Source organism: Enterococcus casseliflavus NBRC 100478 (assembly GCF_001544095.1).
GTDB classification, from domain to species: Bacteria; Bacillota; Bacilli; order Lactobacillales; family Enterococcaceae; genus Enterococcus_D; species Enterococcus_D casseliflavus.
In genome coordinates, this window is sequence record NZ_BCPT01000010.1 from 118,498 (window position 1) to 144,284 (window position 25,787).

Sequence of the window (25,787 nt, forward strand, 5' to 3'; positions counted from 1 at the left end):
CCTTCTTTCTAAATTCGTTTTTGCAGCTCGTACAATGTATTCAGAGCATCCATCGGGGTCATTTCCAACAGATTCAATTTCTTCAATTGATCGATGACGCCGATTTCTTCCGTAGATACTTCACTAAACAACGACAACTGCTGACTTTCTTCGACGACGGGTTTTGGCTGTACCGTCGGTTCATGTTCTTCCAGCGCTTTTAAGATCGTGGCTGCGCGCTGTAAGAGTGCACTTGGCAGTCCAGCAATTTTGGCTACATGGATCCCATAGCTTTTATCTGCGGGCCCTTCCATCATCTTATGCAAGAAGACGACTTCGCCTTCTTTTTCAACGGCACCAACATGGACATTGCGCAAGTGCGCCAATTCCTCATCTAAAACCGTCAGCTCATGATAATGGGTGGAGAAAAGTGTTTTGGCATGAACTTCTTTGTGGATATATTCAATGATGGCTTGTGCCAATGCCATCCCATCATAGGTCGCAGTCCCACGCCCTAACTCATCAAACAAAATCAAGCTGTTAGGCGTTGCATGACGCAGCGCTTGGTTGGCTTCCATCATCTCCACCATAAACGTGCTTTGACCGGCGATCAGGTCATCGCTGGCACCGATGCGAGTAAAGATCCGATCAAAAATCGGCATCTCTGCAGATTGTGCGGGTACGAAACAGCCGATCTGCGCCATAATGACTAGCAAGGCAAACTGCCGCATGTACGTACTTTTCCCAGACATATTTGGGCCTGTGATCAACAAGATCTCTGTTTCTTCATCCATCACGATACTATTCGGAATGTACTCTTGGTGACCAAGGACTTTTTCCACTACAGGATGACGGCCGTCGATGATCGATACCGCTCGTTTTTTCGCTACTGTCGGCCGCACGTATTGGTAGCGTTCCGAAACTGTGGCGAAACTTTGTAAGACATCGACCGCACTGACGGCTTTGGCTAACTTTTGTAGACGGGTGATACTCTTTTTCACTTCTTCACGGACGTCAAGAAACAGGCGGTATTCCAAATCCACCGATTTCTCTTCGGCTTCTAAAATCAAAGTCTCCAGTTTTTTCAACTCGGGGGAAATAAACCGTTCCGCATTGGCTAACGTTTGCTTGCGCTCGTAGCGAGAGGTATCTAAATTCACTAGATTGGCTTTCGTGATCTCAATGTAATAGCCAAAGACGCGGTTGAACCCAACTTTCAGGTTTTTGACTCCCGTCGCTTGGCGTTCGTTGGCTTCTAATTCCGCCAGCCATTGCTTGCCGTTACGCATCGCTGTACGGTATTCATCTAATTGTTGATGGAACCCGTCTTTTATAATGTTGCCTTCCGTGATCTGTAACGGGGCATCTTCATCGATCGCAGCTTCGATCAGTGCAACCAAATCATCTAAGGGCGTTAATTCCAGCAGCAAGTCATTCCACTCGCCACGGTTGATGCCTTGCAGCAATTGCGCGATCAAAGGCACTTGCTCCAAAGAAGATTTCAACTGCAGCAAATCGCGGCCATTGACATTTCCGAAGGCGACCCGTCCGACTAAGCGTTCCATGTCATAGACTTTCGTCAACGCTTCTTGCAGATCTGCTCGCTCAAAGAAACTGTCCAGTAACGATTGGACCATTTCTTGGCGGGCAGTGATTTTCTTTGGCTGGATCAAGGGACGGTCTAACCATTGCTTTAACAAACGGCCACCCATTGCGGTTTTTGTCTCGTCCAACAACCACAAAAGAGTCCCTTGTTTTTTGCCAGTTCGAATCGACTGCGTCAATTCTAAGTTGAATTTGGAATAATGATCCATTTTCAAGGAATGATCGGGCTGATATTCCACGGCTTGTTGAATATGCGCTAAACTGCGTTTTTGGGTGATCGCCAAATAACTTAGCAACTTCCCTGTGACTACTTTTTCTAACTCTTGGGAGAGAGGTTCTGTTAAAAATTGAAATTCGGCATTTTCTTCCAACGTTTCTTGCTTAGAAAACACGACATTCAAGCGATTGGTCAGTGTTGTTTGCAATGACTCAGGGATCTCGCTGCACAAAACGACTTCTTTCGTTTGCAGAGCGGCGGCCTCATTGACGACAGCTTCTTCATCTTCCAATTGCGCTGCTTTTAATTCACCGGTACTTAGATCGACATAGGCAAAGCCAAAACGCTCCCCTTGCTGCAAAACAGCTGTCAAAAAGTTGTTTTCTTTGGCGGATAGGCCTTTGCTGTCCATCACCGTTCCCGGCGTGATCAGTTGAACGACTTCGCGTTTGACCATTCCTTTGGTGGTTTTTGGATCTTCCACTTGCTCACAAATCGCTACTTTGTAGCCTTGCTCGATCAAGGTGTCGATGTAATTGCTGGCAGCGTGGTAAGGCACCCCACACATAGGGATCGGTTCCTCCGCATTTTTGTTGCGGCTGGTTAACGTCAGTTCTAAAATTTGTGCTGCCTTGACAGCATCCTCATTAAATAATTCATAGAAATCCCCTAAACGATAGAATAAAAAAGCATCTTGGTACTGAGCCTTGATGCTTAAATACTGTTCCATCATCGGGGTATTTTTAGTTTTTTGAGGCATTGGTTTCATCCTCCTCGATGGCTTTATTCATTTTCTTTTGGATCTCCGTCGTGACATATTGCAGCAATTCATCTGCTTGCAGTAACGCTTGGCGATAAGCAACCACTAAAGGATGCTGCTCGTATTCGTTTGTCAATGACGCATAACGCTGCTCGGCAGCTTTTTTTGCTTCGGGTTTCTCATAATGCTCAAATTGAACGATTTCTTTTTGCGCTTGCTTCAGCGCTTCTTCCAGCTCCAATAGCCCTTGGTTTTGCAAGGCTCGTGCTTGAATTTCTTGAAATTCTTGAACGATCGGATGATCAGACAAGAGCCTTTGCAAAGCAGCCAGCTCTTGGGCAACGTGTGGTTCCTTGGCTAATTGCTCTTCCATGCTTCTCCTATTCTGTAAATGGGCGATCTTCACTGATTTGGATCGGACGGATCGATTTTGCTTTACCAGTGGCTTCATCAATCTCAAGCAAGCAAGCCGACAAAATACTGCGGCCTTTTTCAATCACTTCAAACCGTTGCGGCAACGCCGTCAAAAATTTTTCAATGACTGGTTCGCGTTTCATCCCCAAGATCCCATCATAAGGACCAGTCATGCCGACATCTGACAAATAAGCCGTTCCTTGGGGCAAAATCCGCGCATCATTGGTCTGGACGTGGGTATGCGTGCCGACGACTGCCGAAACACGGCCATCCAAATACCAGCCCATCGCTTGTTTTTCGCTGGTGGTCTCCCCATGAAAATCCACAAAGATAAACGGTGTACGTTTGCGGGCAATCGCAACCAGTTCATCCATTTTGCGAAACGGATCATCAAGGTCTACCATGAACGAGCGAGCTTGCATGTTGATTACCGCTAATTCAATGGTGTTGACTTTCACAAATACCATGCCGACGCCCGGTGTTCCCTCTGGAAAATTGGCTGGACGAATCATTTTCTTCGCATCGCCAATAAATTCAAAAATGTCACGGTTGTCCCATGTATGATTGCCTAGTGTCACGACATCGACACCATCTTGCAAAAATTTCTTATAGATTTTACCAGTGATCCCACGACCCGCCGCCGCATTCTCGCCGTTTGCGATCGTCACCTGTGGCCGATACGCCTTTTTTAATTTTGGAAGGTACTCCGTGATCGTTTCTCTTCCTAATGAACCAACTACATCTCCAATGAATAATACCCGCACACATTTTTCCTCTTCTCTTTTAGCTTCTTTTCTATTATAAGGGTTTTGGTCCAGAAAAAAAAGGTTCTTTCACTTGCGGTTCTTCCCTGCAGCAGAACAAAAAAACACGCTAGACTCTTTCGCATCAGTCTAGCGTGTCGCTTAATTCTCTTAGGAAACAGTGGTGTCCTCTTGTCCTACATGTTCTACGATCGCCACGATCAAATCACGGGCTTTTTCCATCGCTTCCACGGTAATAAATTCATACTGGCCATGGAAGTTTTCACCGCCGACAAATAAGTTCGGTGTTGGGATCCCTTTATAGGTGATTTTCGATCCGTCGGTCCCGCCACGAAACGGTGCTTCGATCGGCGTCACGCCAATCGCTTGCATCCCTGCTCGGGCAGCTTCGATACTGCGGGGATCTTTCTTGATCAAATCCCCCATATTGTAATATTGATCATACAGCGTATAGGTGATACGTTCTTGCCCATAGGCTGTGTTCAGTTCATCAATGATCCCTACGATGTTGGCTTTTCGCTGTTCAAAAAGCGTATGATCGTGATCACGAATGATATAAGAAACTTCTGCTCGACCAATATGTCCCGTCAAATTGTGCAGCAGGTAGAAGCCTTCATACCCGCGGGTGCGTTCAGGAACTTCCTCTGCTGGTAAGGCATCATCGATTTGATGCGCGATTTTCAAGGCGTTGACCAAACGACCATAGGCAGTCCCAGGATGCACACTCGTACCGTCGATCGTTATATCGATACGAGCCGCATTAAAGGTTTCATATTCCATATGGCCCACGCGACCACTGTCCATCGTGTAAGCAAATGCTATTGGAAAATCCGCCGCATCAAAGCGATCAGCGCCAGTCCCGATCTCTTCGTCAGGACCAAAAGCGACCCAGACATCGCCACGCTTATGCGCATCCATCGTTTGTAAGATCCGCAGCGCATCAATGATCTCTGCGATACCAGCTTTATCATCTGCACCCAGCAGGGTCGTTCCATCCGTTGTGATCAACGTTTCGCCGACATAGTCTTTGAGATTAGGAAATTCAGCAGTTGTCATATAAATGGCTTTTTCTTTATTTAAACAAACATCCTTGCCATCGTAATTTTCATGGATCTGCGGTTGAATATTTTCAGCTTCGAAATCTGCCGTATCTACATGGGCAATAAAGCCAATCGCCGTTTTTTCAGGATTACCAGGTAGACGTCCGATCACAAAACTATTCTTTTCATAGTAAGCAACATCCGCTAATCCCATCTCGATCAACTGATCTTTCAATAAAAGAGCCAACTCAACTTGTCCCTGCGTCGTTGGGATGGTCTGACTCGTGGCATCCGAGCGAGTATTCATTTTTGCATAGGTCAAAAAATCCTTTAAGATTGCTTTCAATTCTGCACGTCCTTTTTCTTCAATTCTTCTACTATCTTTATAACGACAGGGGACGATTGTCCGTTTCGTGGATCACTTGTCGAAAATCAGCAAAGCCAGCTGCTAACCCGCGCAGCAAGATCTCTGCCGTTCCCATATTGGTGGCTAAAGGAATCTCGTACACGTCTGACAAGCGAATCAATGCCGTTACATCTGGTTCATGGGGTTGTGCGGCTAAAGGATCGCGCAAAAAGATCACCATGTCCAAGTCATCTTGCGAAATCATGGCGCCAATTTGCTGGTCTCCTCCCAGCGGCCCTGATTTGTAGCGGTGGACAGGCAACTGGGTTGCTTCTTCGATCCTCTTCCCCGTAGTTCCTGTTGCGAAAAGTTCATGCTGCGCTAAAATTTCTCGATAGGCAGTCACTAATTTTACCATTACATCCTTTTTTCGATCATGAGCAATCAATGCGATTTTCATTTGCTGCATTCCCCCTTTTTTCTATTGTACCAATTTATTTTCTTTGCGACCGAGAAAAAAACAAAAAAACATAGCACAGGTGCCGCAAATCGACTGTGCTATGTCTAAAGGATTCCTTTTTAAATCAGTTGTAATTCTTTCAAGGCTAACCAGATGCCATCTTCATCATTGCTAGCGGTCACCATATCTGCGACTTGTTGGATCTCAGGGACCGCATTGCCCATTGCCACACCGACACCTGCGGCAGTCAGCATTTCACGATCGTTTTGGCCATCACCAAAACAGATCACATCTTCTTGCGCTATCCCTAATTGTTCTGCGACACACAGGATCGTTGCTGCTTTGGAGCCTTCTTTTGGAACGACATCCACACTGTTTTCATGCCAACGTACAAAACGCAGTTTGCTGTATTTCTCGTCAAAGAAATGCTCATACTCTTTTCCGTAAAAAGCCAATGCTTGATAGACTTCTTTTTCTTCAGGAAAGTCCATGTCCAACTCAGGAAGTTGGGCACCAAAGGAATGCATCGCTGCTTCCATTTTAGCAATATCCAACGAAGACGCTCGTTTCGCTGTATCCATCCCGACAAAGGCCGTATCGATCCCAAGCTCTTGGGCTTCTGCCACGAAAGCAGCCAATTGCGTTTCATCGAGCAAATTTTTATACACCTGCTGATGCGAAAGAAAGGCGGCTGCCCCATTACATAAAATGTAATTATCAAAGGACAACGAACGAATAATGTCTTGGGCGTGAAAACGACTGCGCCCAGTGGCAACGGTCACGAAATGGCCAGCATCTCGCAGAAGGTCAAGGGCTTTTAGCGTACTGTCTAGTGGCTGTTTGTTCGAGTCAAGCAAGGTTCCATCAATATCAAAGGCAAAGAATTTCCGATTCATAAAAGGTTAAGGCTCGCTTTCTATTAAGAAGTAACTAAGATTTTGGTCTTGGTTGCGGTCATTTTTACAAAAAACAGCAAGAAAAACCGTGCATACTTATTCTTAACACAAATGACCGCTGATTTCAACGCTCCGTTAAGGGATGATAGCTTCTTCCTAGAGAAATGTTAGAGAAAAGAAAAAAAGAAGCATCGCTGCTTCTTTTTGTAGGTTCTGATTAGTCGACATAGGTCGATTTTGAGTTGTTCAACCATGCATAGCCAAGTCCCATGACCAAGCCACCGCCGATATAATTACCAATAAAGGCAAAAACTAAATTATGGATCACACTGCCGGCAGTCATGCCTGCCAAATGTCCGCCTGAAGCCCAGAAAGCTAAGGTAAACGCTGGGAAGTTAGCGATGACGTGTTCGAAGCCTAAGAAAGCAAAGATGAAGATGATGAAAATGATTGCTGCGACTTTTCCAGCATCGTCTTTCATCCGCATGCTTACCAACACGGCTGTGTTTACCACGATATTAGCGAACATCGCTTCCACTAAAATTTGGATAGTGGATTTTTCTAATTTTGCAGTGATCGAGGTCAGCATAAAGTTGTCTGCGGTCAGCCCTTGAAAAGGTCCCGTTAGCGCAACGATCGAGCCGAAGATCACCCCGCCGATCAAGTTGAACAAGACACACGTAAGCAAAATTTTCAATGCCAAAGGAATACTTAGACGTTTACGGTAAACCCCAACAGTCATATACAACATATTCGATGTTCCTAATTCTGCGTTCATATAAAGAATCATGACTAAAGACCAGCTAAACATAAATGCATACAAAATTTTTCCTAACCCGTGAACCATTGATTCACCTTTCATAGCGATCGCAAAAGCAATAGCTGTTCCGAGGGTCAAGAATAAACAAGCCATCATCGCACGTACAGCGTAACGCAAATAACTACTCTTGATCAAATCGATTTTCTTTTCTATGGATGAATCGATCTTCTCAAATAATGGGGATACTGGATTCATTTTTCTACTCCTTTTATGAAAAATTTTACTTCGTTATAATTTGCACAATACTTCCATATTCTAATGACGAAATGCTGATTTGTAAAGAGATATTTGAAAATATAAGTAATTAATGAAAAATTTCAAGCTTTGTTTTCATCAAATCCAAAGCCGGCTCCATCTTGACTTTTGCCCCTAGTTTGTCGTATACTATTCCTTGTGTAAAATAATGCAGCAGGAAAATAACAGCTCGTCACCAGTTCGTTGCCCCTCGGGTGCAATTGCGTAACCGCGGCTGCAAAGGTGAAGATTGAAGAACGAACTGCACGAATGTGAATTTTTCAACGGATTATTTTACTCCAAACTATTTTATTGGAGGAACTAAATTATGTCTCGTTATACAGGACCATCATGGAAAATTTCTCGTCGTTTAGGAATTTCTTTATCAGAAACTGGAAAAGAATTGGCACGTCGCCCTTACGCTCCAGGTCAACACGGACCAAACAGCCGTGGCAAAAAATCAGAATACGGCATGCAATTAACTGAAAAACAAAAATTGCGTCATATGTATGGCATGAACGAACGTCAATTCCGTACATTGTTTATCAAAGCAAGCAAAATCAAAGAAGGTAAACACGGTGTTAACTTCATGATCTTGCTAGAACAACGCTTAGATAACGTTGTTTACCGTCTAGGTTTAGCAACTACTCGTCGTCAAGCACGTCAATTAGTAAACCACGGTCACGTTTTAGTTGATGGCAAACGCGTTGATATCCCTTCATACCACGTTGAAGTTGGACAAGTCATCAGCGTTCGTGAAAAATCACAAAACATCTCAACAATCAAAGAAGCAGTTGAAGCAACAGCTGGCCGCGCGTCATTTGTAAGCTTTGATAGCGAAAAATTAGAAGGTTCATTAACTCGTTTACCTGAGCGTGATGAATTGTCTGCAGAAGTTGACGAAGCACTAGTCGTTGAATTCTACAACCAAAAACTTTAAGATTTCAACCGACACGATTCCTTTTGGGAATCGTGTTTTTTTGTGGACTCAACGGATTTACGGATCCCTTTAAGAAGAACCTTAAAAAAATACAAAAAAACCGACAATGATACATCGCTGTATTCATTTGCCGGTTTTGTTCCTATTTTAGATAAAGTTCGCAACAGATTCGCCTTCTTCTTGCTTTTGGCGATAATTAAACATGAGCAGCTCTGTTTGGCGACGTTTGAAAATGATCTTTCGTAAGTTTCGTGGCACGAATTTACGAATGTCTTCTTCATTGTACCCCACTTGGAGCTTGTTCTCATCTAAGATAATTGGTCGTTTCAATAAGTTCGGGTATTTTTCGATCAATGAAAGCAGCTCTTCTAGCTTCAACTCTTCTAAATCAATGTCTAGCTTTTGGTACACTTTCGAACGAGTAGATATAATGTCTTCCGTTCCATTTTTCGTTAAAGAAAGAATCTCCATTAGTTCATCACTATTTAATGGATCGCTAAAAATGTTTCTCTCTTTAAATGGTAGTTCATTTTCGGTCAACCATGCACGGGCTTTACGACATGACGTACAGCTGGGTGTTGTATATAGTGATATCATTTGTTCATTCTTCCTTTCTCTTTGATGTACTTCGATTTTTTGTTTGGTGCTCAACCTTCGATTTGATCGATCGTTTCCTGTTTGACGATATCGGCGATTCGAATATTGATCTCTTTGACTTTCAAAGAAGTCAAGCGGCTAATTTCTTCTAAGACCACCTCTTGGACTTGCGCAAAGAGTTTGGGGATATCTTTGCCGTAAGCCACGATTACTTCCAAATCAACTGCAACCTCTTCTTTGCCAACTTCCACATCAATGCCAGAAGCGACTTGCGGCTGTTCTTCAAGGTTTTCGGTCATATCTGAAAGAAATCTGCCATTTACACTAATCAAGCCATCAATTGACTGCAAAGCGACACCAACAATTGTTTCAATGACTTTCTCTTCAAAGGACAGTGGACTTGCTTGCGCTGCTTCATTAGACACATTCGTTGTTTGCTGATCGTCAGTCATTTTTCACACTCCTTGGTTAAATAAGAAAGGATACTAGAGACATCGCAAAGTCGCATACACGACCTTGTCTAAAGTGGACATTCCTCTTGGGAATTTTTTTCCCTACCTTTCTAGCATAAATTCTTTTTGTTTTTTTTACAAAGAAAAACACTTGTTTTCGGAATAAATTTATCGTGCAAGATAAAATGAATGCGCTAAAAAAATCTCAAAGCATAATTTTCCTGAAATGATTCGTTTTTCTTGACAAAAAAAAAGAAAGCATCTACAACGCTCTCTTTTTTTCGTGTTATTTTGACAAAACTTCCAACGGATCAATCAGTTGGTGTCGCGCTAAACTTGGTGAAAGACTGACTTCAAAATGCAAGTGCGGGCCTGTACTGTTCCCCGTACTTCCCATAGAAGCAATCACCTCGCCTTGTTCGACCGTTTGACCGACTTCCACTAAATTGCGATGATTGTGGGCATACAATGTCGTCAGCCCATCTTTGTGCTCGATGGCAACATAATTTCCCCATGAAGAATGATATTCTGAGCGGATCACTGTTCCTGAAAGACTAGCCATGATTGGCGTTCCTTGTGGTGCGGCGAAGTCCACTCCACGATGAAACCCATTGCCTCGCGGACCAAAGACAGAGGAGACAACTGGATTGCTGACAGGATAGATCATCTTTTCGCTGCCTGTCGGTAATTCTGGTTTCTCTTTGTCATAACTCGTCAGGGCATACGCTTCAATCAGCGCATTCAACTTCTCATTGTATTGTGTATCTGATGCATAACGTCCGGTCAGATATTCCGTAGCATCTTCATAAGATTCTGTTTCTGATTTCCAAACACCTTTATAAAAATTCGGATTGTGGTCCAATCCTTCTTTCAACAATTTCGCATAATCTTTCAAAGAAGATTCGATGCTGTCATATTGGCGAAAAGTGGCATGAACTGTGTATAAATTACCAGAACCATCGTCTTCTTGCGTTTGGAAGGAAATCCCATTCCCTTCATAAAGTCCCTTAATACCAAATAAGTTATAAAAAGGCTCCTGGCTCAGACGGCTTCTTCCGCTGCCAGACTCTAAAATCGCTTGGGCAATCATGACCGATGCGTAAAGATCTTCTTCTTGTCCAACTTTACGAGCATCTTCTCCAATCTCCATAATAAAGTCCCACGTTTCTTTGACTGGCGTGACTTCAAATTTTGCTGGCTCATCTTCTTGCGGCGGCGTTACCGTCAACTCTGGTACATTCGGTACTTCTTTGATGTCAGGCGAAGGCTGGCTTGGTGTTGATTCTGGCTCTGGATTTGGTGTTGTCTCTGGTTCTGGTTCTGGATTTGGTGCTGGATTTGGTGCTGGTTCTTCTGGTTCTGGCGCCGGCTCAGGTGTTGGTTCTGGTTCTGGTTCTGGATTCGGCTCAGGATCAGGATTTGGTGTCGGCTCTTCTGGTTCTGGTGTTGGTTCGGGTGTCGGGGTTGGTTCTGGTTCTGGCAAAGGTTCTGGTGTTGGCTGTTCAGGAGCAGGTGTTGACTCTCCTGGAACTACTTCGCCGTTTTCTCCTGGTACCGTTGCGGCATCTTCAGGGACCAAGCCCATGGTTGGCCCGTTCACTCCCGGAACCGTTGACTCAGCTGTATTTTGACCTGCAGTAGACTCGTTCGTCAAAACAGATGCCGCAGCCGATACTGGCAGCATTGTTGAAAATTGACTGGTAATAATGGCAATTGCCATCCATTTTTTTATTTTCATTCGTGAACTTTCCTCCTTTATTCCTCCCTCTATCATACAAAAAATGCAAGAAACTTTGTAATCAATTTTTGCATTCCTATATGAAAAACGAGAAAAACTTGATTTTTCTAACGAATGAATGATCCAAGCCATTCATTTGCTCTCTAGTAAAAATACGCAAAAAACGGCTCAATCCTTCTCTTTTCGAGTGTCCAAAACAAAAACAGCAGCGAGCTTCCTCCCTGCTGTTTTGATCTATCTTGACTCTATATCGATATATTCCCGATCGTTTGACACTTCTTTGTAGGCGGGACGCATGATTTTTTGTGCGTTGACCAGCTCTTCGATCCGATGGGCGGACCAACCAACGATCCGTGCAATAGCAAACATTGGTGTATACAGTTCTTCTGGTAGATCCAACATGTTATAAACAAACCCGCTGAAAAAGTCGATATTGGCACTGACTCCTTTGTAGATTTTGCGCTTTTCATTGATGACTTGAGGAGCAATGCGTTCGACCATCGTATACAATTGATATTCTTGCCAAGCTTCTGATCCTTTTTCTTGTGCCAGTTTGGCTACATAATTTTTAAAGATCGCCGCACGGGGGTCGTTGTCGCTGTAAACCGCGTGGCCCATGCCATAAATCAATCCTTTACGGTCAAATGCTTCTTTATCTAGGACTGCTTCCAAATAAGTGCGGATGACCTGTTCATCGGTAATATCAGCAACGTTGCGCTTCAAATCTCCCATCATTTCCGTCACTTTGATATTGGCGCCACCGTGTTTAGGTCCTTTCAAAGAACCTAGCGCTGCAGCAATCGTTGAATAGGTATCCGTCCCACTGGAGGTAACGACTCGTGTCGTAAAGGTCGAATTATTCCCGCCGCCATGTTCCATATGCAAAACAAGTGCCATATCCAATGTTTGGGCTTCTTGGAAGCTATATTCTTTCGTTGGACGCAGCATAGTCAAAATCGTTTCAGCTGTACTCAACTCTTCGGTCGGGCGGTGGATGTACATGCTCTCCCCTTGATTGTAATGATTGTAGGCATGATAGCCGTAGATTGCCAAGAGTGGAAAGACACTGATCAGCATCAGACTTTGTTCCAACACATTTTCAATGCTGATGTCATCTGCTTGCGGATCATAACTTGCCAGTGTCAAGATACTGCGAGATAAACTATTCATGATATCAGAAGAAGGTGCTTTCATAATGACGTCACGAACAAAATTGGTCGGCAAAGTACGTTTTTCTGCTAATAGGCAATGAAATGCCGCAAGTTCTGTTTTGTTTGGCAGTTCGCCGAAAAGTAATAAATATGCAATTTCTTCAAAACCAAAACGTTTTTCATTGACGAACCCTGCTACTAACTCATTGATGTCAATTCCGCGATAACGCAGCTCGCCACAAGCTTCAACTGGCTTGCCGGCAATGATTTTTTCTGGATAAATGGTGGAGATCGTCGTAAGACCTGCTAAGACCCCCGTGCCATTTAAATCCCTCAGTCCACGCTTTACATCATATTCTGAATAAAGATTCATATCTATCAAATTGTATTTCTGACATTGCGATGCAAGATAGGACAATTTCTCTTTCTTTTCTAATCTTTCCACGGTGATGTTACCTCCAATCTTTCTACAAACTATCGACTATAATGTTATTTAACCGTATACAAATATCGTTAAAATAGTCATCCTATAAAATCGTTGCTTTTTAACAAACTTTCACACATTATAGCACGATGTTTAGAAAATGAAATATTTTTCATAAATTTAATTGATTTTTTAAATTATCAACGTATAATTATTCCTAATAAGTACGATTATCTTCGTAAAAAGGAGGATTCTTATGAAGTGGCAAACTCAACTCACCGTCAATGACACGCAATACACGTATATTGACTTAGCGAAAATCACCCAAGACTTAGGGGCTGATTTATCTCGCTTGCCCTACTCCATTCGAGTTTTATTGGAAAGTGTTGCTCGTCATCAAGACGAGGAAATTACAGAGGATTATTTACCATTTTTAGCGAATTGGCAGGCAGAAAGCCCTACCGGTGTCGTGCCATTCAAACCAGAGCGGGTCGTCTTGCAAGACTTTACTGGGGTGCCTGCAGTCGTTGATCTGGCTGCCATGCGGGATGCGATGGTCGCTTTAGGCGGTGCCGCAGAAGACATCAATCCTGAGATCCCCGTCACACTCGTCGTCGACCACTCTGTGCAAGTCGATCAAGCCGGTACGCCTGGGGCGATCGCTTTTAATACGGAGCGGGAATTTGAACGCAACGCAGAACGCTATCAATTCTTGAAATGGGCACAAGGTTCTTTCGACAATTTCGAAGTCGTTCCGCCTGAAACAGGGATCATTCATCAAGTCAACATCGAATCATTGTCTGATGTGATCTTGCAAAAAACATACGAAGACCAACATCTGCTGTTTCCTGATACATTGCAAGGAACCGATTCTCACACCACGATGATCAACGGTTTGGGGGTCCTCGGTTGGGGGGTTGGCGGTATTGAAGCGGAAGCTGCGATTCTTGGCGAACCTTCTTTCTTTCCTACACCTGAAGTCATCGGGGTGAAATTTATCAACGAGATGCCTGCAGGTACCACAGCTACCGATTTAGCACTAAAAGTAACCGAAGTGCTGCGGATCGAAAAAGTGGTCGGAAAATTTGTCGAATACTTTGGCCCGGGCTATGGTCATTTGAGCTTAGCCGATCGGGCGACATTAGCGAACATGGCCCCTGAATATGGTGCCACTTGCGGTTTTTGTCCGATCGATCAAGAGACCTTGAACTACTTGGCAACGACCGGGCGCTCCAGCGAGTTGATCGAACTCGTTACCGCTTACGCCAAAGCCAACCATTTCTTTTATGATGAAACGACCGTGCCGACCTATACTAAGACGATCACCATTGATCTAGCAGAAGTTCAGCCGGCATTAGCGGGCCCCAAACGCCCGCAAGATCGGATTTTGCTTCCAGCAGTCCGTCAGGATTTTGAACAATCAGTCACGGCTGCCGTCGGTCCCAAGGGCTTTGGTCTTTCAGAGGACGAATGGCAAAAAGCAGCCAGCGTTACCTGGCCAGATGCTGCACCTGACAAATTAGTGACCGGCGATATCGTCTTGGCGGCGATCACTAGCTGTACGAATACGAGCAATCCCTTCGTCATGCTCTCGGCAGGCTTATTGGCTAAAAAAGCCATTGAAAAAGGTCTGACCGTCTCTCGTACGGTCAAAACCTCCCTTGCACCTGGCTCCCAGATCGTGACCACCTATTTGCAAAACAGTGGTTTGCTGCCGTATTTAGAGCAACTCGGCTTTTATTTGGTGGGTTACGGTTGTACCACCTGTATCGGAAATTCAGGTCCTTTAGAAGCGCAGGTCGCTGAAGCAATTGAGGCAGAAAATCTACTGGTGGCATCGGTTCTATCAGGCAATCGAAATTTTGAAGGAAGAATCCATCCACAGATCAAAGCCAATTATTTGGCTTCACCGCCATTAGTTGTTGCCTATGCCATCGCTGGCAGCATTCGCAAAGATCTCACAAAAGAACCGTTAGCTATCGTCAATGACGAGCCGGTGTATTTGTCTGATATTTGGCCTAGCAATGAAGAAGTCAATGCTTACGTTCAAGAGTACGTCGGACCAGAAGCATTTCGCGCTGCCTATGAGCATCTTTTTGATGCCAATGAACGCTGGAATACGATCGAAACCACCACGAGCGCATGTTATGAATGGGAGGAGCAATCCACTTACATCGCTCATCCGCCCTACTTTGAAACATTGACCAAAGAGTTGCCTAAACCAGATGTCTTAGCTGATCTGAAAGTCTTGGCAAAATTGGGTGATTCCGTCACCACTGACCATATTTCTCCTGCTGGCAGCATCAGTATGGATTCTGCAGCCGGAAAATTTTTACAAGAAAAAGAAGTTCCGTATCGTGAATTCAACTCCTTTGGTTCGCGGCGCGGCAATCATCAGATTATGATGCGGGGGACTTTCGGCAACATCCGTCTGCAAAACCAGCTAGTGCCTGGCAGTACTGGCAGTGTCACGCATTATTTTCCAACTGGGGAAACCCTGTCGATATTTGACGCAGCTATGAATTACCAAAAAGCTGGTCAAAGCTGTATCATTTTAGCTGGTAAAGATTATGGCATGGGTTCTTCTCGCGACTGGGCCGCCAAAGGAACACAATTGTTAGGCGTTAAAGTCGTCTTAGCAGAAAGCTTCGAACGAATCCATCGCAGCAACTTGGTCATGATGGGGATCATTCCGCTTGAATATCTTGCTGGTGAAAGTGCCGCATCGTTTGATTTGGACGGCAGCGAAACATTCTCGATCGCTTTGCCAGAAGAGCCAGTGGTCAAGCAGCTGATCGAAGTCACTGCGCAACGGATTGACGGAGGGACTGTCTCCTTTATGACCCGCCTGCGCTTTGATGCCCCTGCAGATATTCGCTATTGGAAGCATCAAGGAATTTTACCGATGGTCATTCGAAAAAAAGCTGAATTAGGAGGAACTGCCCATGCCTAACCAAACAACCCATGAAGCAACGACGATCACCATTCCTTACATTGCAGGAGACGGCATCGGTGCCGAGATTTGGCAGGCTGCGCAACCTGTGATTGATGCCGCTGTAAATAAAGCCTATGACAATCAACGCCGCATCGAATGGCTGGAAGTTTTAGCTGGAGAAGCCGCCTTTGAACAGACGGGGGAATGGCTGCCGCAAGCAACCATCGATACGATCAAGGCTCAACAATACGCCTTAAAAGGACCGTTGACTACCCCAATTGGCGAGGGCTTTCGCTCATTGAATGTCACCTTGCGGCAAACGCTGGATCTTTACGCCTGTGTCAGACCTGTTCGCTATTTTACAGGGGTCCCTTCGCCTTTAAAGCAGCCAGAAAAAACCGATATGGTGATCTTTCGAGAAAATACTGAAGATGTTTATGCTGGCATCGAATTTGCCAAAGACGACGACGCAACGCAGCGTCTGATCCGGACACTGCAAGCAGACTTTGCTGTCAAGGCGATTCGTTTTCCTAAAACTGCCGCTATCGGCATCAAGCCGATCTCTTTAGAAGGCAGTCAGCGCTTGATCGCTGCTGCCATTGAGTATGCGATCGCTCAAAAGCGGCCCACGGTGACACTGGTGCATAAAGGCAATATCATGAAATTTACAGAAGGCGGCTTTAAAAACTGGGGCTATCAGCTTGCAGAGACCGCATACGCCGACCAGTGTTTTACAATGAATCAATACAACAAAATCAAAGCAGAAAACGGCTCAAAGGCAGCCGAAGCCGCCCTTGCCTCGGCAAAAGCGGCTGGGAAAATCGTTGTTAACGACGTGATCGCAGACAACTTTTTACAACAGATCCTTTTGTATCCAGAAAAATTCGACGTCATTGCCACTTGTAATTTGAACGGCGACTACATTTCTGATGCACTTGCTGCACAAGTCGGCGGCATCGGGATCGCCCCCGGTGCCAATATCAACTACGCTACTGGGGCAGCCATCTTTGAAGCTACCCACGGAACAGCACCGGATATCGCAGGACTTGGCAAAGCCAATCCCTGTTCACTGCTGTTGTCAGCGTGCATGCTATTAGAACATTTGAACTGGCCAGAAGCAGCCCAAATCCTAACACAAGCCATTGAACAAGCCTTGCAAAGTCAACACGTCACTGCTGACTTCGCGCAGTTGATGCCAGAAGCGGTCTGTTTAACGACACAAGCGTTTGGTGAACACCTCCTTCAGTTGATCCATTCGTAAACTCAAGCTGTGATTGTGTCGGCATTTGCCTGCTCAATCACAGCTTGATTGCGTTTTCACCTTTTGAGAAACTATACTTAGAGCATAAAAGGGGGAATTCATTTATGAGTGAATTCAACATGAGAACAATCGGTCAGCAGATCGCTGCCAAATGCAAAGAAAAAAACCTGACCCAAAGCAACTTGGCCGACCAGTTACTTGTCAGCTATCAGGCGGTCAGTAATTGGGAGCGGGGTAACTCACTGCCGGACATTGAAAAATTGCCGCAGCTAGCAGCGATTTTAGACCTATCCATCGATGAGCTGTTAGGAAAGCCAGCAGCTGCGGTGCAACATTATCAAGCGGGAACCGCACAGCCAGAAGAAATCGCCGAACTAGCTCCGCTGATCAAACCGCAAGAATTGTCAGCGTTGATTCAAGAAGAACCGTTTCAAGAAACTTCTTTAGATCTAGACTTATTGCCTAGGCTAGCACCTCATTTGACCAGCGCAGACTTGCAGCACCTGCTAAATGGTGCCGAGAATATCCCAGAAGAGGTACTGGAAGAACTCCTGCCGTTTTTGAAAAAGCCCCAAGTAGAAGAGCTCCTGAAAGGCAAGCACTATTCCATGGCTTTTTGGGAAGAGGCGGCGCCCTTTTTACCCCCCAACTTTTTGGCGGAAGAAATCAAAGGCTGGCTTGAAACTCCTGACTTCCGCTTTTCTGAGATTGAAGAACTGCTGCCCTTTTTACCTGCGCCGTATCTGGATGAACTCCTGCTGACCGCCCTGGAACAGCCAAACGTTACCGCAGCAGAACGCTTGGCTTATGATGAAATCGAAGAACTGCTGCCGTTTCTAACAGAAGCAACGATCTGCCGGCTCGTTCAAGCACTGCCCTTCTCAACAGATGAGCTGGAAGAGATCGCCCCTTTCCTCTCCTCAAAGAACTTGATTGTCCTTTTAAAAAAAGGACACTAAAAAAACAAGATTCTTCTTTACTTTTGGTAAACCACCGTTTATAATTTCGTTAACCAAATAATTTATTTTTAGGTTAACGAAATTATTATTAGAGAGAAGGATTCGATGAAATTATCATTACGTGAACAAATCCATGCCGCTTTATTTGCGATCATTATTGCTGGTCTTTCCCAACTGACGATTCCATTAGGTTTGATCCCATTGACAGGACAAACCTTTGCGATCGGGTTGGCGGTGACTTTCCTCGGCACGCGAACTGGAACGATGGCGATCATCATCTACTTGCTGTTAGGATTGATTGGTTTGCCCGTTTTCGCTGGTTTTTCCAGCGGTGTCGGTGTTTTGTTAGGACCAACTGGTGGCTATTTAGTCGGCTTCCTCTTTAATGGATTGCTTACTGGATTGATCGTAGAAAAAACAGCGTTTCGCTACACAGGAGCAGTGATCGGCAATATTGTCGGTGCGCTGGCAACTTTGTTGTTTGGTACATTATGGCTGAAATGGAGCACGGGCATGGCATGGCCGGCTGCCTTTAACGGTGGTTTTGTTCTGTTTATTATCCCTGGGATCATCAAAGCCGTTGCCGCAGCTTATCTAGGTATCTTTTTAAGAAACCGCTTGGCGCAACCATTGGCTTTACGTTAATAAAAAACACTCGCGTCATATGTAGCGATTCCCATCAGTTAGCTTTTTCGTCTAACTTCTGGAAATCGCCGCATCACGCGAGTGTTCTTTTTTATTTCTTCCCCTCTTCAATCGAGAGCTGCGGCCAAATTTTCTGCCACTGCTTCATCGCTTGGCGTTGTCGATAAACCGCAAGATACTGTTCATTTTGGGCAAAATGCGGTGTTGGACGCACCCGAAAACTGCAAATATCCTGCCAACCAAAAGGCGCCATCAATTCAAGCTTGCCTTGATTCATTCGTGCCGCTACCGCTGTGCAACGCTCTGGAAACTTCGTTAAAGCATCGAAGGTACTTGTATAAGGCGGCTCCTCGGCAAAATTGTGCTGGTGCATCAACGCTTGGTTACGAACCTCCCAAGGAAATTCGGGAAACGAGCGGCGCAGTTGCGCTTCGATCGCTGCTGTTTCTTCTATGCTTACAGTCGGATCATAAAACACGACATCAATATCGGTCAGCGGCACCTCCGCTATTTTTCCACTGAGAAACCCCCATAAATAATTCCGCAGGTACCCAGCACACAGCCAGCAATCCGACAGCTGCAGCGCTTCAATGATCGTAAGCAGTTGTCGACATTCACGATTTTTTGCAAACAAGTTCTGGATCGCTTGTCCCTTCATTGGCGTCCTCCTCTAATGGGTTCAGGCTAGTTATTTCAAGGTCCAACCACCGTCGATGGGCACGATCGCCCCCTGCAAGTAACTAGCTTGCGGACTGGCAAGAAAAAGGGTCAGTGCTGCAACTTCTTCTGGTTGCGCCCAACGCTTGACTGGCGTCTCTTCTGCTACCCATTGCGCCATTTTTCCGTCACCGGCAAAATCAGCCGCATTCATCGGCGTTTGAATCGCACCTGGCGCGATGCCCTTCACCGAGATCCCTTGATCTGCAACATCCAATGCCAACTGTTTGGTAAACCCGACGATCGCGTGTTTTGCGGTTGTATAGGCGATCCCGCCCCCACCTGCGACCATTCCAGCGATGGACGCCATATTGATGATCGTTCCGCCGCCATTGGCTTGCATCAGCGGCAAAATTTCTTTCGTTAAATAAAACATGCTGGAGACATTGGTTTGAAATATCTCCTCCCACTCCATTGACGTCGTCTCAGCGATCGTATGATAGCCGTCAAGCTTTCCTGCTGTATTTAACAAGACTGTGATACCGCCAAAGTGCGTCACACAAGCTTGGACCGCTGCAAGACAATTTTCTTTCACCGCTAAGTCACAACATGTGCCGAAAAAGCGGGGCTGGGCTAAAAGCGAATCGGGAAACGATTGGCAGTCAACACCAAATACTTGAGCGCCTTCTGCAAGAAACGCCTCTGCTTGCGCTTTGCCGATGCCTGAAGCAGCCCCTGTGACAAACACAATCGTTTTGTCATCGATCCACGCTGCCGTCATTCCACGATTTTCCAATCTTCCGCAAGAATGTCGCAAACAGTCGGTGCGAAACTCGAGAATCCCTCATCCGCTGTTTTGATCAAAAAGTAAGGGGTGACTGGGGCATTGTCGTACACTTCGCCTTCAACGAATGTCACATAAAGTTCAAAGCCGCCCCAACCTTCACGAATGATTTTTTTACCGGCTTTTAATTCTGGTAAGATTTCTTCAAATGTCATGATTTTTCTCCTTTGTGTGTTTCTTCTAATGGTTTAAATTGCTTGGAAAATCAATTACGAAAACAAGCAGAACTCGTTTGCTGCGCTAATACGGCAGCAGCGTGATCGCTTGCGCCAATTCCTCTAAAAGATGCGCCGTTTTATAGTCCTCAAATGCCTCATGATGGTTTCGCAGCAGCGTCCGAACTTTCGTTGGAGAATATGCTTCTGCTAAGTGATTTTCCAAAACGAAGCGTCGGGTCAACTGCCATTCATAATAGTAGCCGAAGGGACGGCAATAGTAGCTGGTTCCCGCAAGTTCTTTTTTCTCAAAGCGTCGATGGGTATGCCCAAAGACGACTGCCCGCACATTGGCGTACTGATCGATCACTGCGCCAAAATCAGGCGACCCCAAAAACGCATTTAGGTGGTTCCAGCGGGCGTACTTGCCGGTCTGCCGCACAATAAACGCTTCTTGGGGCACAAAATGCGTAGAAAGAAGAATTTCTTGGTCTTGCGGCAAATGGGCCAATGTTTCCGCTAAACGCTCATTGATGGCTTGGCTGATCTCCTTATCCGATCCCTTTCGTTGAATCATGCGGTCATACCAAAACAAATTTTTCAGCCGCAAGATCTCACCTTCACTGGTCAGATCAGAATATTGGTAGTCATACCAGCCATTGATTCCCAACAGCTGTGTTTTTTCTGATAAGCGATACGTCTGAAAATTAAGAAAGGCGGGATCATCGAAAGCCTCGATCTCTTGTTCCGTCAAGTCCACCATTTCATGATTGCCCCAGTGAAAGGTCGTTGGCACCTGTCGACTTTGAAAAAATGCGACCACGTCTAATAGCCGTTGTTTTTTATTCGCCACATCTCCTGCCAGATGCAGATGGGTCACCTGATTTTGCTGCAAATAATCAGCGATCAGCTGCAGATGGGGATCGAGTAATTGGTTGATATCGACGTGCAAGTCGCTAATAACCGCCAGCGTGCCCATCTCAGCGGCCCGCCGTCTGCTTTTCGATCCGTAACAATTGGACATCGTTAGCTAAGATCCCGCTATTTCCCACCAATTGCAACCGTTGATAGGTCGGTTCCACCTGCATCCGAGTCTGTTCTTCTAAATACACCTGAGCCCCTTGCTTCAACCAAATCGTGCCTAAGGGTGTCGTTAAAGGGGTGTCGTAGATCGCCAATCCTTCTTCTGGATAGCTTTGCGGCACGATGATCAGGCGAAAATGGATGTCCAAACGGCAGGTGATCTCCGTTGCAGGAAACGGACCGACGCCGTCTTCAAAATCCAAATAGAGACGATCATCTGGCTGCACATAAGGGGTTATTTTTTCAATTGCTGCTGGCTCAATGGTCAGTTCCATGACGAGAGCCCTCCTTTACATGATACGTTTTTTCCATTCCTCCAGGGTGATGCCGCGCGTGACTTCATCGATGATTTCTTCACCCGATTTGCGGGCAGCTGGGATCGTTGCTTCCAATTTCATCCCAATTTTCTCCATGACCCGTCCAGACTTGGGATTTCGGGCATCATGTCGAGCAAAAATTCGAATCAATTCGAGTGTTTCAAAACCGAAATGCAGCAATGCCATTGCCGCTTCTGGCATGATCCCTTGCCCCCAATAATCGCGACTTAATGTATAACCGAGTTCAGCGATCTCTTTTTCTGATTCTACCCGCAAATCGATGGTCCCGATCATTTTGCCTGAGTCTTTTTCTTCGATCGCAAATTTTCCTAAGGGTGCAGCAACAAAATACTCGGCAATACGCAGTTTTGTTTCTTCAACCGACCCATGTCTAGCAAAGACGAAGGTCGTCGTTTCTTCATCATTTGCATAGGCAAACATGTCCGCTGCATCTGCCAAGGAAACAGGACGCAAGAGCAGCCTCGGTGTCTCCAACCGTTGATTTTCTGCTAACAATAGCAAATGTCGTTCTTTTGTTGTCATAGGATCCCTACTTTCTGTCAATACTCTCTCACGATCGCACCCCTCTTTTGCTATTTGCTGGATATGCTATAATAAGCATAAGTAAACGCTTTGAGGAGGATACTTCAATGTCAGACGAATTAGAAAAACGCCTTGATACAGGAATGTATGGGACGCCTCGCGTCAACCCAGATGAACAGCGCAAGTATTTAGGCACGTTTCGTGAACGGTGTTATCTTAGTATGACAGTAACAGAAATGAAGAAGAAGGACAACCAGAAAACGCTCTTGAACGCCTTACCAGATTATCAAGGAGCGCTCGTGCTACTTAACGGAAAATTGCCAGAATCGATCCAGACCGATTACATCACTTTACTGACCAAACAACAGATGGAATTTCGGATCGTCTCCGATGCCCAAGATGCTGGTCCAGACAGTATCGGCTTGCTGATTGCTGGGAAAGAAGCCGTCAATGAAGACGTCATCGATATCGAAAAAAAATTCCCTGCAGCTGCCGCTCCATCGGATAAAGAGCAGGAACAACCAGAGAAAACGTCATTTTGGAAACGTCTTTTCCATTAAAAGGAGGAACTATCATGGAACAATCAACACCGCCCTACCTTTCATTAAAGAAAGAACTGCTTGATGCTTTGGATCTGCATATCGATTTGTTGAAAACGGCACCCACGATCGAATCCAGCCATCTAGATGGCGTATTGTTCATGATGCGCAGCTTGGGTTTTATGCTGGATCGCGCTCCGAAAGTACTCCTGCTGGAGGATAAGAATGAAATGAACTTTATGATGTTTCAATATTATAGCCTCCTGTCGGAACTGAAGTACAATCTGGTTTTAAACTTTCCCTACGCCTCGATTCAAGGCGTACCGTTATTGACCTTGATCCAACGTTTTCCTACCACGTATGAAAAAGAAATGAAACAATGGTGGGAAGCCCGAACGGGTCTCAAGGTGGAAGAAACAAAACAAACGATTGAGATCGCTGCTTTTGAAGGATAAGAAGATATAAGAAAGGCTCACGATACTTCCTGCAGATAAAAAGTACTGGATATAATAGATTGCTAGTGAAGCGAACCATAAAGCAGGACGATAACGTATCTCTCATGATTTCTTCAAATAAAAACCAGTCAGAGGCAGTTTCTGACTGGTTTTTATTAGTTTTAAGTTGTATTCTTCTTAATTTATATGAAACATCAAAGAATCAACTTAACTTTTTTTATTTAGTAAAAATCAACTGTAAAACCAATTGGATCTCCATTTGCATTTAGCGCTGGCCGAATAACAAAGCGTGTAAACTCTAAAAACTTCCCTTCACCCCATAAAGAATATGCACTTGCACTCGCTTCTGCACTAGTAGCTGCAAAAATGCCGCTATTGCCCAGATTGACTGGAATATTCACATCTGTTTCGCCATCGCCAGAGCCATCTTCGCCGCCATCTACATCTGTATCACCGCCACCAGAACCATCTTCGCCACCATCGGTATCTGTGTCACCGCCACCAGAGCCGTCTTCGCCACCGTCTACATCTGTATCTCCGCCACCAGAGCCATTGTCTCCACCATCGGTATCTGTATCTCCGCCACCAGAGCCGTCTTCGCCGCCATCGGTATCTGTGTCACCGCCACCAGAACCGTTTTCACCGCCATCTACATCTGTATCTCCGCCACCGGAACCGTTATCTCCGCCGTCTACATCTTTGTCGTCTTCGTCTTTATTAAATACAACAAATTCAATATAGATATAATCACCTACAAAATGAACTTCATGCCCCTTAACTACTTCTGGATAATTTTCATGCTTCCAAGCAGTAGCTTCCTCGTTACTTAGGAATGGTCCGACACGTAGACGAGTATAATATGAATTCTCATAGACAACTTCAACTACAATTTCACGGTCAGTCGCGCCTCCATTATCAGGTGTCGGAATATTGAACTCAATATAGATATAGTTTCCTTCTAGATAGATTTGTAGGTCTGAAACTAAGCCAACATAGTTTTCAAGCAGCCATGCCGCCACTTCATCGGTAGTTAAGAATGGTCCGACACGGAGGCGTGTAATTTCTTCATTTTCTGCAACGACTGTCACTTCAAACTCTCGATCAGCTGGTGGATTAGTGGAACCATTATCTCCACCTGAACCATTATCCGTTGCTGGTGGTGTTGGCTTTGTGGAGTCCTCTCCTGATCCATTATCTGTTGCAGGTGGCGTTGGTTTTGTTGATCCGTCTCCTGATCCGTTATCTGTTGCTGGAGGTGTCGGTTTTGTAGAGACATTTGATCCATTATTACTGTTTCCAGGATTTGTATTGCTTCCTCCCCCAATTGGTTTGGTCGGATCAATTTTGTCAGTATCTTGAATCACTGCTTGACTAATCGTATTACCCTCTGCATCCTTTAGAGAAACCACATTTCCATCAAACACTAATTTGTTGCCAGCATAAATCAAGTCAATATTGTAAATATTATTCCATTGTGCTAGACGTTCGATCGTAATATTTGTCGCTTTACTGATGGCGCTAAGTGTATCACCCCAAACAATCGTATATTCATTCCCAGTAATATCAGCTTTGATTTGTTCGGGTGTTCTGGCAACCCATACGCTTGCGGAAATAGGGGATGCTGTTTCTTCTGATGCTGAAACTTGATTTGATAACGCACCAGCCGTAAAAATTGTTGCTAGTAATGCCAACGTTTTAACAATCTTACCATTAAATTTTTTCATTCCGTACTCTCCTTTTTTGTAATGCTATTATATTCAACTTATTACACACCATAACCTGATTAAAATTTCAGGATGGATCTGTATAATAAATTTAGTATACTTATCTACTCAGAAGGGCTCTTGTGAATCATAGCCCGTTGAAAGACAGAAAAGAGCGGCTAAAGAAAAAGTGATTCCTCGGTTAGAAGCACTAAAACCATTGATTTAAGCCTACGAAAAAAGCCTGCACACTGAATGAAGAACCGACAAAGCACTGTCAAACATTCGCAGGGATCGGAAAAAATCATCCATATCCTTTGTGTACCTATAAGATGCTGCCAAAGGACCGTTCCACAAATTCTTAAAGCAATGCGCCTATGTTTAGGAGTCACCCATCGAACCACAATCAGTTTCGGCTATAATACCTGCCTTACTTCCAAATAACTTGAACATTGAGTATCGATTCAACTCCGTTTCCGATGATGAACTTTCATTTTTGATTCAATTGAAAACAATCTTTGCACTTCTTTTGTCAATAACAAAGATAAGAGAACCCGTCTGCCTTTGCCGCTTTTTTGATGCCAACCATTTTGTTATATGTAAAAGCATAGTTGAAAGACAATATCTATGTTCATATCTTTTTTATACATGCTGACCTAATTTAGCGGCTCTTCAAAAAACGATAGTTATTTAATCGTGTATAAAAAAACTAGAACTTCCTCTCTTTAGATTACCAAAAACACAATTATTTTTCCAGTATTCATATTAAAATAAATATTTTTTATAAATAAAGACAAAAAACGAGGGAATTAACTATTGTGTTAACTATCAGATCAGGAATCAAACAACGATAT

The 25,787-nt window shown here is 44.7% G+C and carries 25 protein-coding genes; 7 read left to right on the plus strand and 18 right to left on the minus strand.

Features of this window, described 5'->3' with window-relative positions:
• Positions 1-8: 8 nt before the first annotated feature.
• The 7 genes from mutS to ECA1_RS10280 form a co-directional block, all read right to left on the minus strand.
• Positions 9-2,561, minus strand: a complete 2,553-nt coding sequence (gene mutS / locus ECA1_RS10250) for a DNA mismatch repair protein MutS (RefSeq protein ID WP_060792409.1) — start codon at positions 2,559-2,561, stop codon at positions 9-11.
• Positions 2,545-2,934: a YlbF family regulator gene (locus ECA1_RS10255; protein ID WP_010748643.1), complete on the minus strand. Its 390-nt coding sequence runs from the start codon at positions 2,932-2,934 to the stop codon at positions 2,545-2,547. Before ECA1_RS10255 ends, mutS begins: the two co-directional genes overlap by 17 nt.
• A gap of 7 nt (positions 2,935-2,941) precedes the next feature.
• Positions 2,942-3,739 (minus strand): TIGR00282 family metallophosphoesterase, encoded by a 798-nt coding sequence (locus ECA1_RS10260; protein ID WP_010748642.1) that lies wholly within the window; start codon positions 3,737-3,739, stop codon positions 2,942-2,944.
• A gap of 150 nt (positions 3,740-3,889) precedes the next feature.
• Positions 3,890-5,125: a peptidase T gene (gene pepT / locus ECA1_RS10265; RefSeq protein ID WP_071859266.1), complete on the minus strand. Its 1,236-nt coding sequence runs from the start codon at positions 5,123-5,125 to the stop codon at positions 3,890-3,892.
• A gap of 37 nt (positions 5,126-5,162) precedes the next feature.
• Entirely contained in the window at positions 5,163-5,585 is a 423-nt protein-coding gene (locus ECA1_RS10270) for a methylglyoxal synthase (protein WP_008376307.1), read from the minus strand.
• Positions 5,586-5,704: 119 nt separating this feature from the next.
• Positions 5,705-6,481 carry a Cof-type HAD-IIB family hydrolase gene (locus tag ECA1_RS10275; protein WP_005227160.1) on the minus strand — a complete coding sequence of 259 codons (777 nt, stop codon included), beginning with the start codon at positions 6,479-6,481 and terminating at the stop codon, positions 5,705-5,707.
• A 217-nt stretch (positions 6,482-6,698) separates the two neighbouring features.
• A complete protein-coding gene (locus ECA1_RS10280) occupies positions 6,699-7,496 on the minus strand; it encodes a formate/nitrite transporter family protein (RefSeq protein WP_060792410.1) in 798 nt (265 codons plus the stop codon).
• Positions 7,497-7,863: 367 nt separating this feature from the next.
• Between ECA1_RS10280 and rpsD the strand changes: the two genes are divergently transcribed.
• Positions 7,864-8,475: a 30S ribosomal protein S4 gene (rpsD, locus tag ECA1_RS10285; RefSeq protein ID WP_005227158.1), complete on the plus strand. Its 612-nt coding sequence runs from the start codon at positions 7,864-7,866 to the stop codon at positions 8,473-8,475.
• 147 nt (positions 8,476-8,622) lie between these two features.
• Here rpsD and spx read toward each other — a convergent pair whose 3' ends face one another.
• The 4 genes from spx to ECA1_RS10305 all read right to left on the minus strand — a co-directional run bounded on the left by spx (position 8,623) and on the right by ECA1_RS10305 (position 12,858).
• On the minus strand, positions 8,623-9,072 hold the full coding sequence (spx, locus tag ECA1_RS10290) for a transcriptional regulator Spx (RefSeq protein WP_010748641.1): 450 nt from the start codon (positions 9,070-9,072) through the stop codon (positions 8,623-8,625).
• Positions 9,073-9,122: 50 nt separating this feature from the next.
• Complete coding sequence (locus tag ECA1_RS10295) at positions 9,123-9,524, minus strand: Asp23/Gls24 family envelope stress response protein (protein ID WP_005227156.1); 402 nt, start codon at positions 9,522-9,524, stop codon at positions 9,123-9,125.
• A 286-nt stretch (positions 9,525-9,810) separates the two neighbouring features.
• Complete coding sequence (locus ECA1_RS10300) at positions 9,811-11,262, minus strand: peptidoglycan DD-metalloendopeptidase family protein (protein ID WP_282956822.1); 1,452 nt, start codon at positions 11,260-11,262, stop codon at positions 9,811-9,813.
• Positions 11,263-11,496: 234 nt separating this feature from the next.
• Positions 11,497-12,858, minus strand: coding sequence for a citrate/2-methylcitrate synthase (locus tag ECA1_RS10305; RefSeq protein WP_060792411.1), 1,362 nt, complete (start codon positions 12,856-12,858; stop codon positions 11,497-11,499).
• Positions 12,859-13,093: 235 nt separating this feature from the next.
• Between ECA1_RS10305 and acnA the strand changes: the two genes are divergently transcribed.
• From acnA to ECA1_RS10325, 4 genes are all read left to right on the plus strand, one after another.
• Positions 13,094-15,790, plus strand: a complete 2,697-nt coding sequence (gene acnA, locus ECA1_RS10310; RefSeq protein ID WP_060792412.1) for an aconitate hydratase AcnA — start codon at positions 13,094-13,096, stop codon at positions 15,788-15,790.
• A complete protein-coding gene (gene icd, locus ECA1_RS10315) occupies positions 15,783-17,033 on the plus strand; it encodes an NADP-dependent isocitrate dehydrogenase (RefSeq protein ID WP_060792413.1) in 1,251 nt (416 codons plus the stop codon). The genes acnA and icd overlap by 8 nt, the downstream gene beginning before the upstream one ends.
• Before the next feature lie 104 nt (positions 17,034-17,137).
• Positions 17,138-17,992 (plus strand): helix-turn-helix domain-containing protein, encoded by an 855-nt coding sequence (locus ECA1_RS10320; RefSeq protein ID WP_060792414.1) that lies wholly within the window; start codon positions 17,138-17,140, stop codon positions 17,990-17,992.
• A gap of 105 nt (positions 17,993-18,097) precedes the next feature.
• Positions 18,098-18,637: a biotin transporter BioY gene (locus ECA1_RS10325; protein ID WP_005227150.1), complete on the plus strand. Its 540-nt coding sequence runs from the start codon at positions 18,098-18,100 to the stop codon at positions 18,635-18,637.
• 91 nt (positions 18,638-18,728) lie between these two features.
• Here ECA1_RS10325 and ECA1_RS10330 read toward each other — a convergent pair whose 3' ends face one another.
• The 6 genes from ECA1_RS10330 to ECA1_RS10355 all read right to left on the minus strand — a co-directional run bounded on the left by ECA1_RS10330 (position 18,729) and on the right by ECA1_RS10355 (position 22,236).
• Positions 18,729-19,295 (minus strand): nucleotidyltransferase family protein, encoded by a 567-nt coding sequence (locus ECA1_RS10330; protein WP_060792415.1) that lies wholly within the window; start codon positions 19,293-19,295, stop codon positions 18,729-18,731.
• Positions 19,296-19,325: 30 nt separating this feature from the next.
• Positions 19,326-20,075 carry a 3-oxoacyl-ACP reductase gene (locus ECA1_RS10335; RefSeq protein ID WP_060792416.1) on the minus strand — a complete coding sequence of 250 codons (750 nt, stop codon included), beginning with the start codon at positions 20,073-20,075 and terminating at the stop codon, positions 19,326-19,328.
• Entirely contained in the window at positions 20,072-20,293 is a 222-nt protein-coding gene (locus ECA1_RS10340) for a DUF2829 domain-containing protein (RefSeq protein ID WP_005227147.1), read from the minus strand. Before ECA1_RS10340 ends, ECA1_RS10335 begins: the two co-directional genes overlap by 4 nt.
• A gap of 85 nt (positions 20,294-20,378) precedes the next feature.
• A complete protein-coding gene (locus ECA1_RS10345; protein ID WP_060792417.1) occupies positions 20,379-21,272 on the minus strand; it encodes a metallophosphoesterase in 894 nt (297 codons plus the stop codon).
• Position 21,273: 1 nt separating this feature from the next.
• Positions 21,274-21,651, minus strand: coding sequence for an iron-sulfur cluster biosynthesis family protein (locus ECA1_RS10350; protein ID WP_060792418.1), 378 nt, complete (start codon positions 21,649-21,651; stop codon positions 21,274-21,276).
• Between the two features lie 15 nt (positions 21,652-21,666).
• A complete protein-coding gene (locus ECA1_RS10355; protein WP_005227144.1) occupies positions 21,667-22,236 on the minus strand; it encodes a GNAT family N-acetyltransferase in 570 nt (189 codons plus the stop codon).
• A gap of 107 nt (positions 22,237-22,343) precedes the next feature.
• On the opposite strand from ECA1_RS10355, the gene ECA1_RS10360 reads away from it, so the two are divergent.
• Positions 22,344-22,796 carry a YueI family protein gene (locus tag ECA1_RS10360; RefSeq protein WP_010748630.1) on the plus strand — a complete coding sequence of 151 codons (453 nt, stop codon included), beginning with the start codon at positions 22,344-22,346 and terminating at the stop codon, positions 22,794-22,796.
• 14 nt (positions 22,797-22,810) lie between these two features.
• The gene (locus ECA1_RS10365) at positions 22,811-23,230 is read left to right on the plus strand and encodes a hypothetical protein (RefSeq protein ID WP_010748629.1); all 420 of its coding nucleotides are present in this window, start codon (positions 22,811-22,813) and stop codon (positions 23,228-23,230) included.
• Between the two features lie 221 nt (positions 23,231-23,451).
• Here ECA1_RS10365 and ECA1_RS10370 read toward each other — a convergent pair whose 3' ends face one another.
• Complete coding sequence (locus ECA1_RS10370) at positions 23,452-24,921, minus strand: LysM peptidoglycan-binding domain-containing protein (RefSeq protein WP_236596101.1); 1,470 nt, start codon at positions 24,919-24,921, stop codon at positions 23,452-23,454.
• Positions 24,922-25,787: the final 866 nt, after the last annotated feature.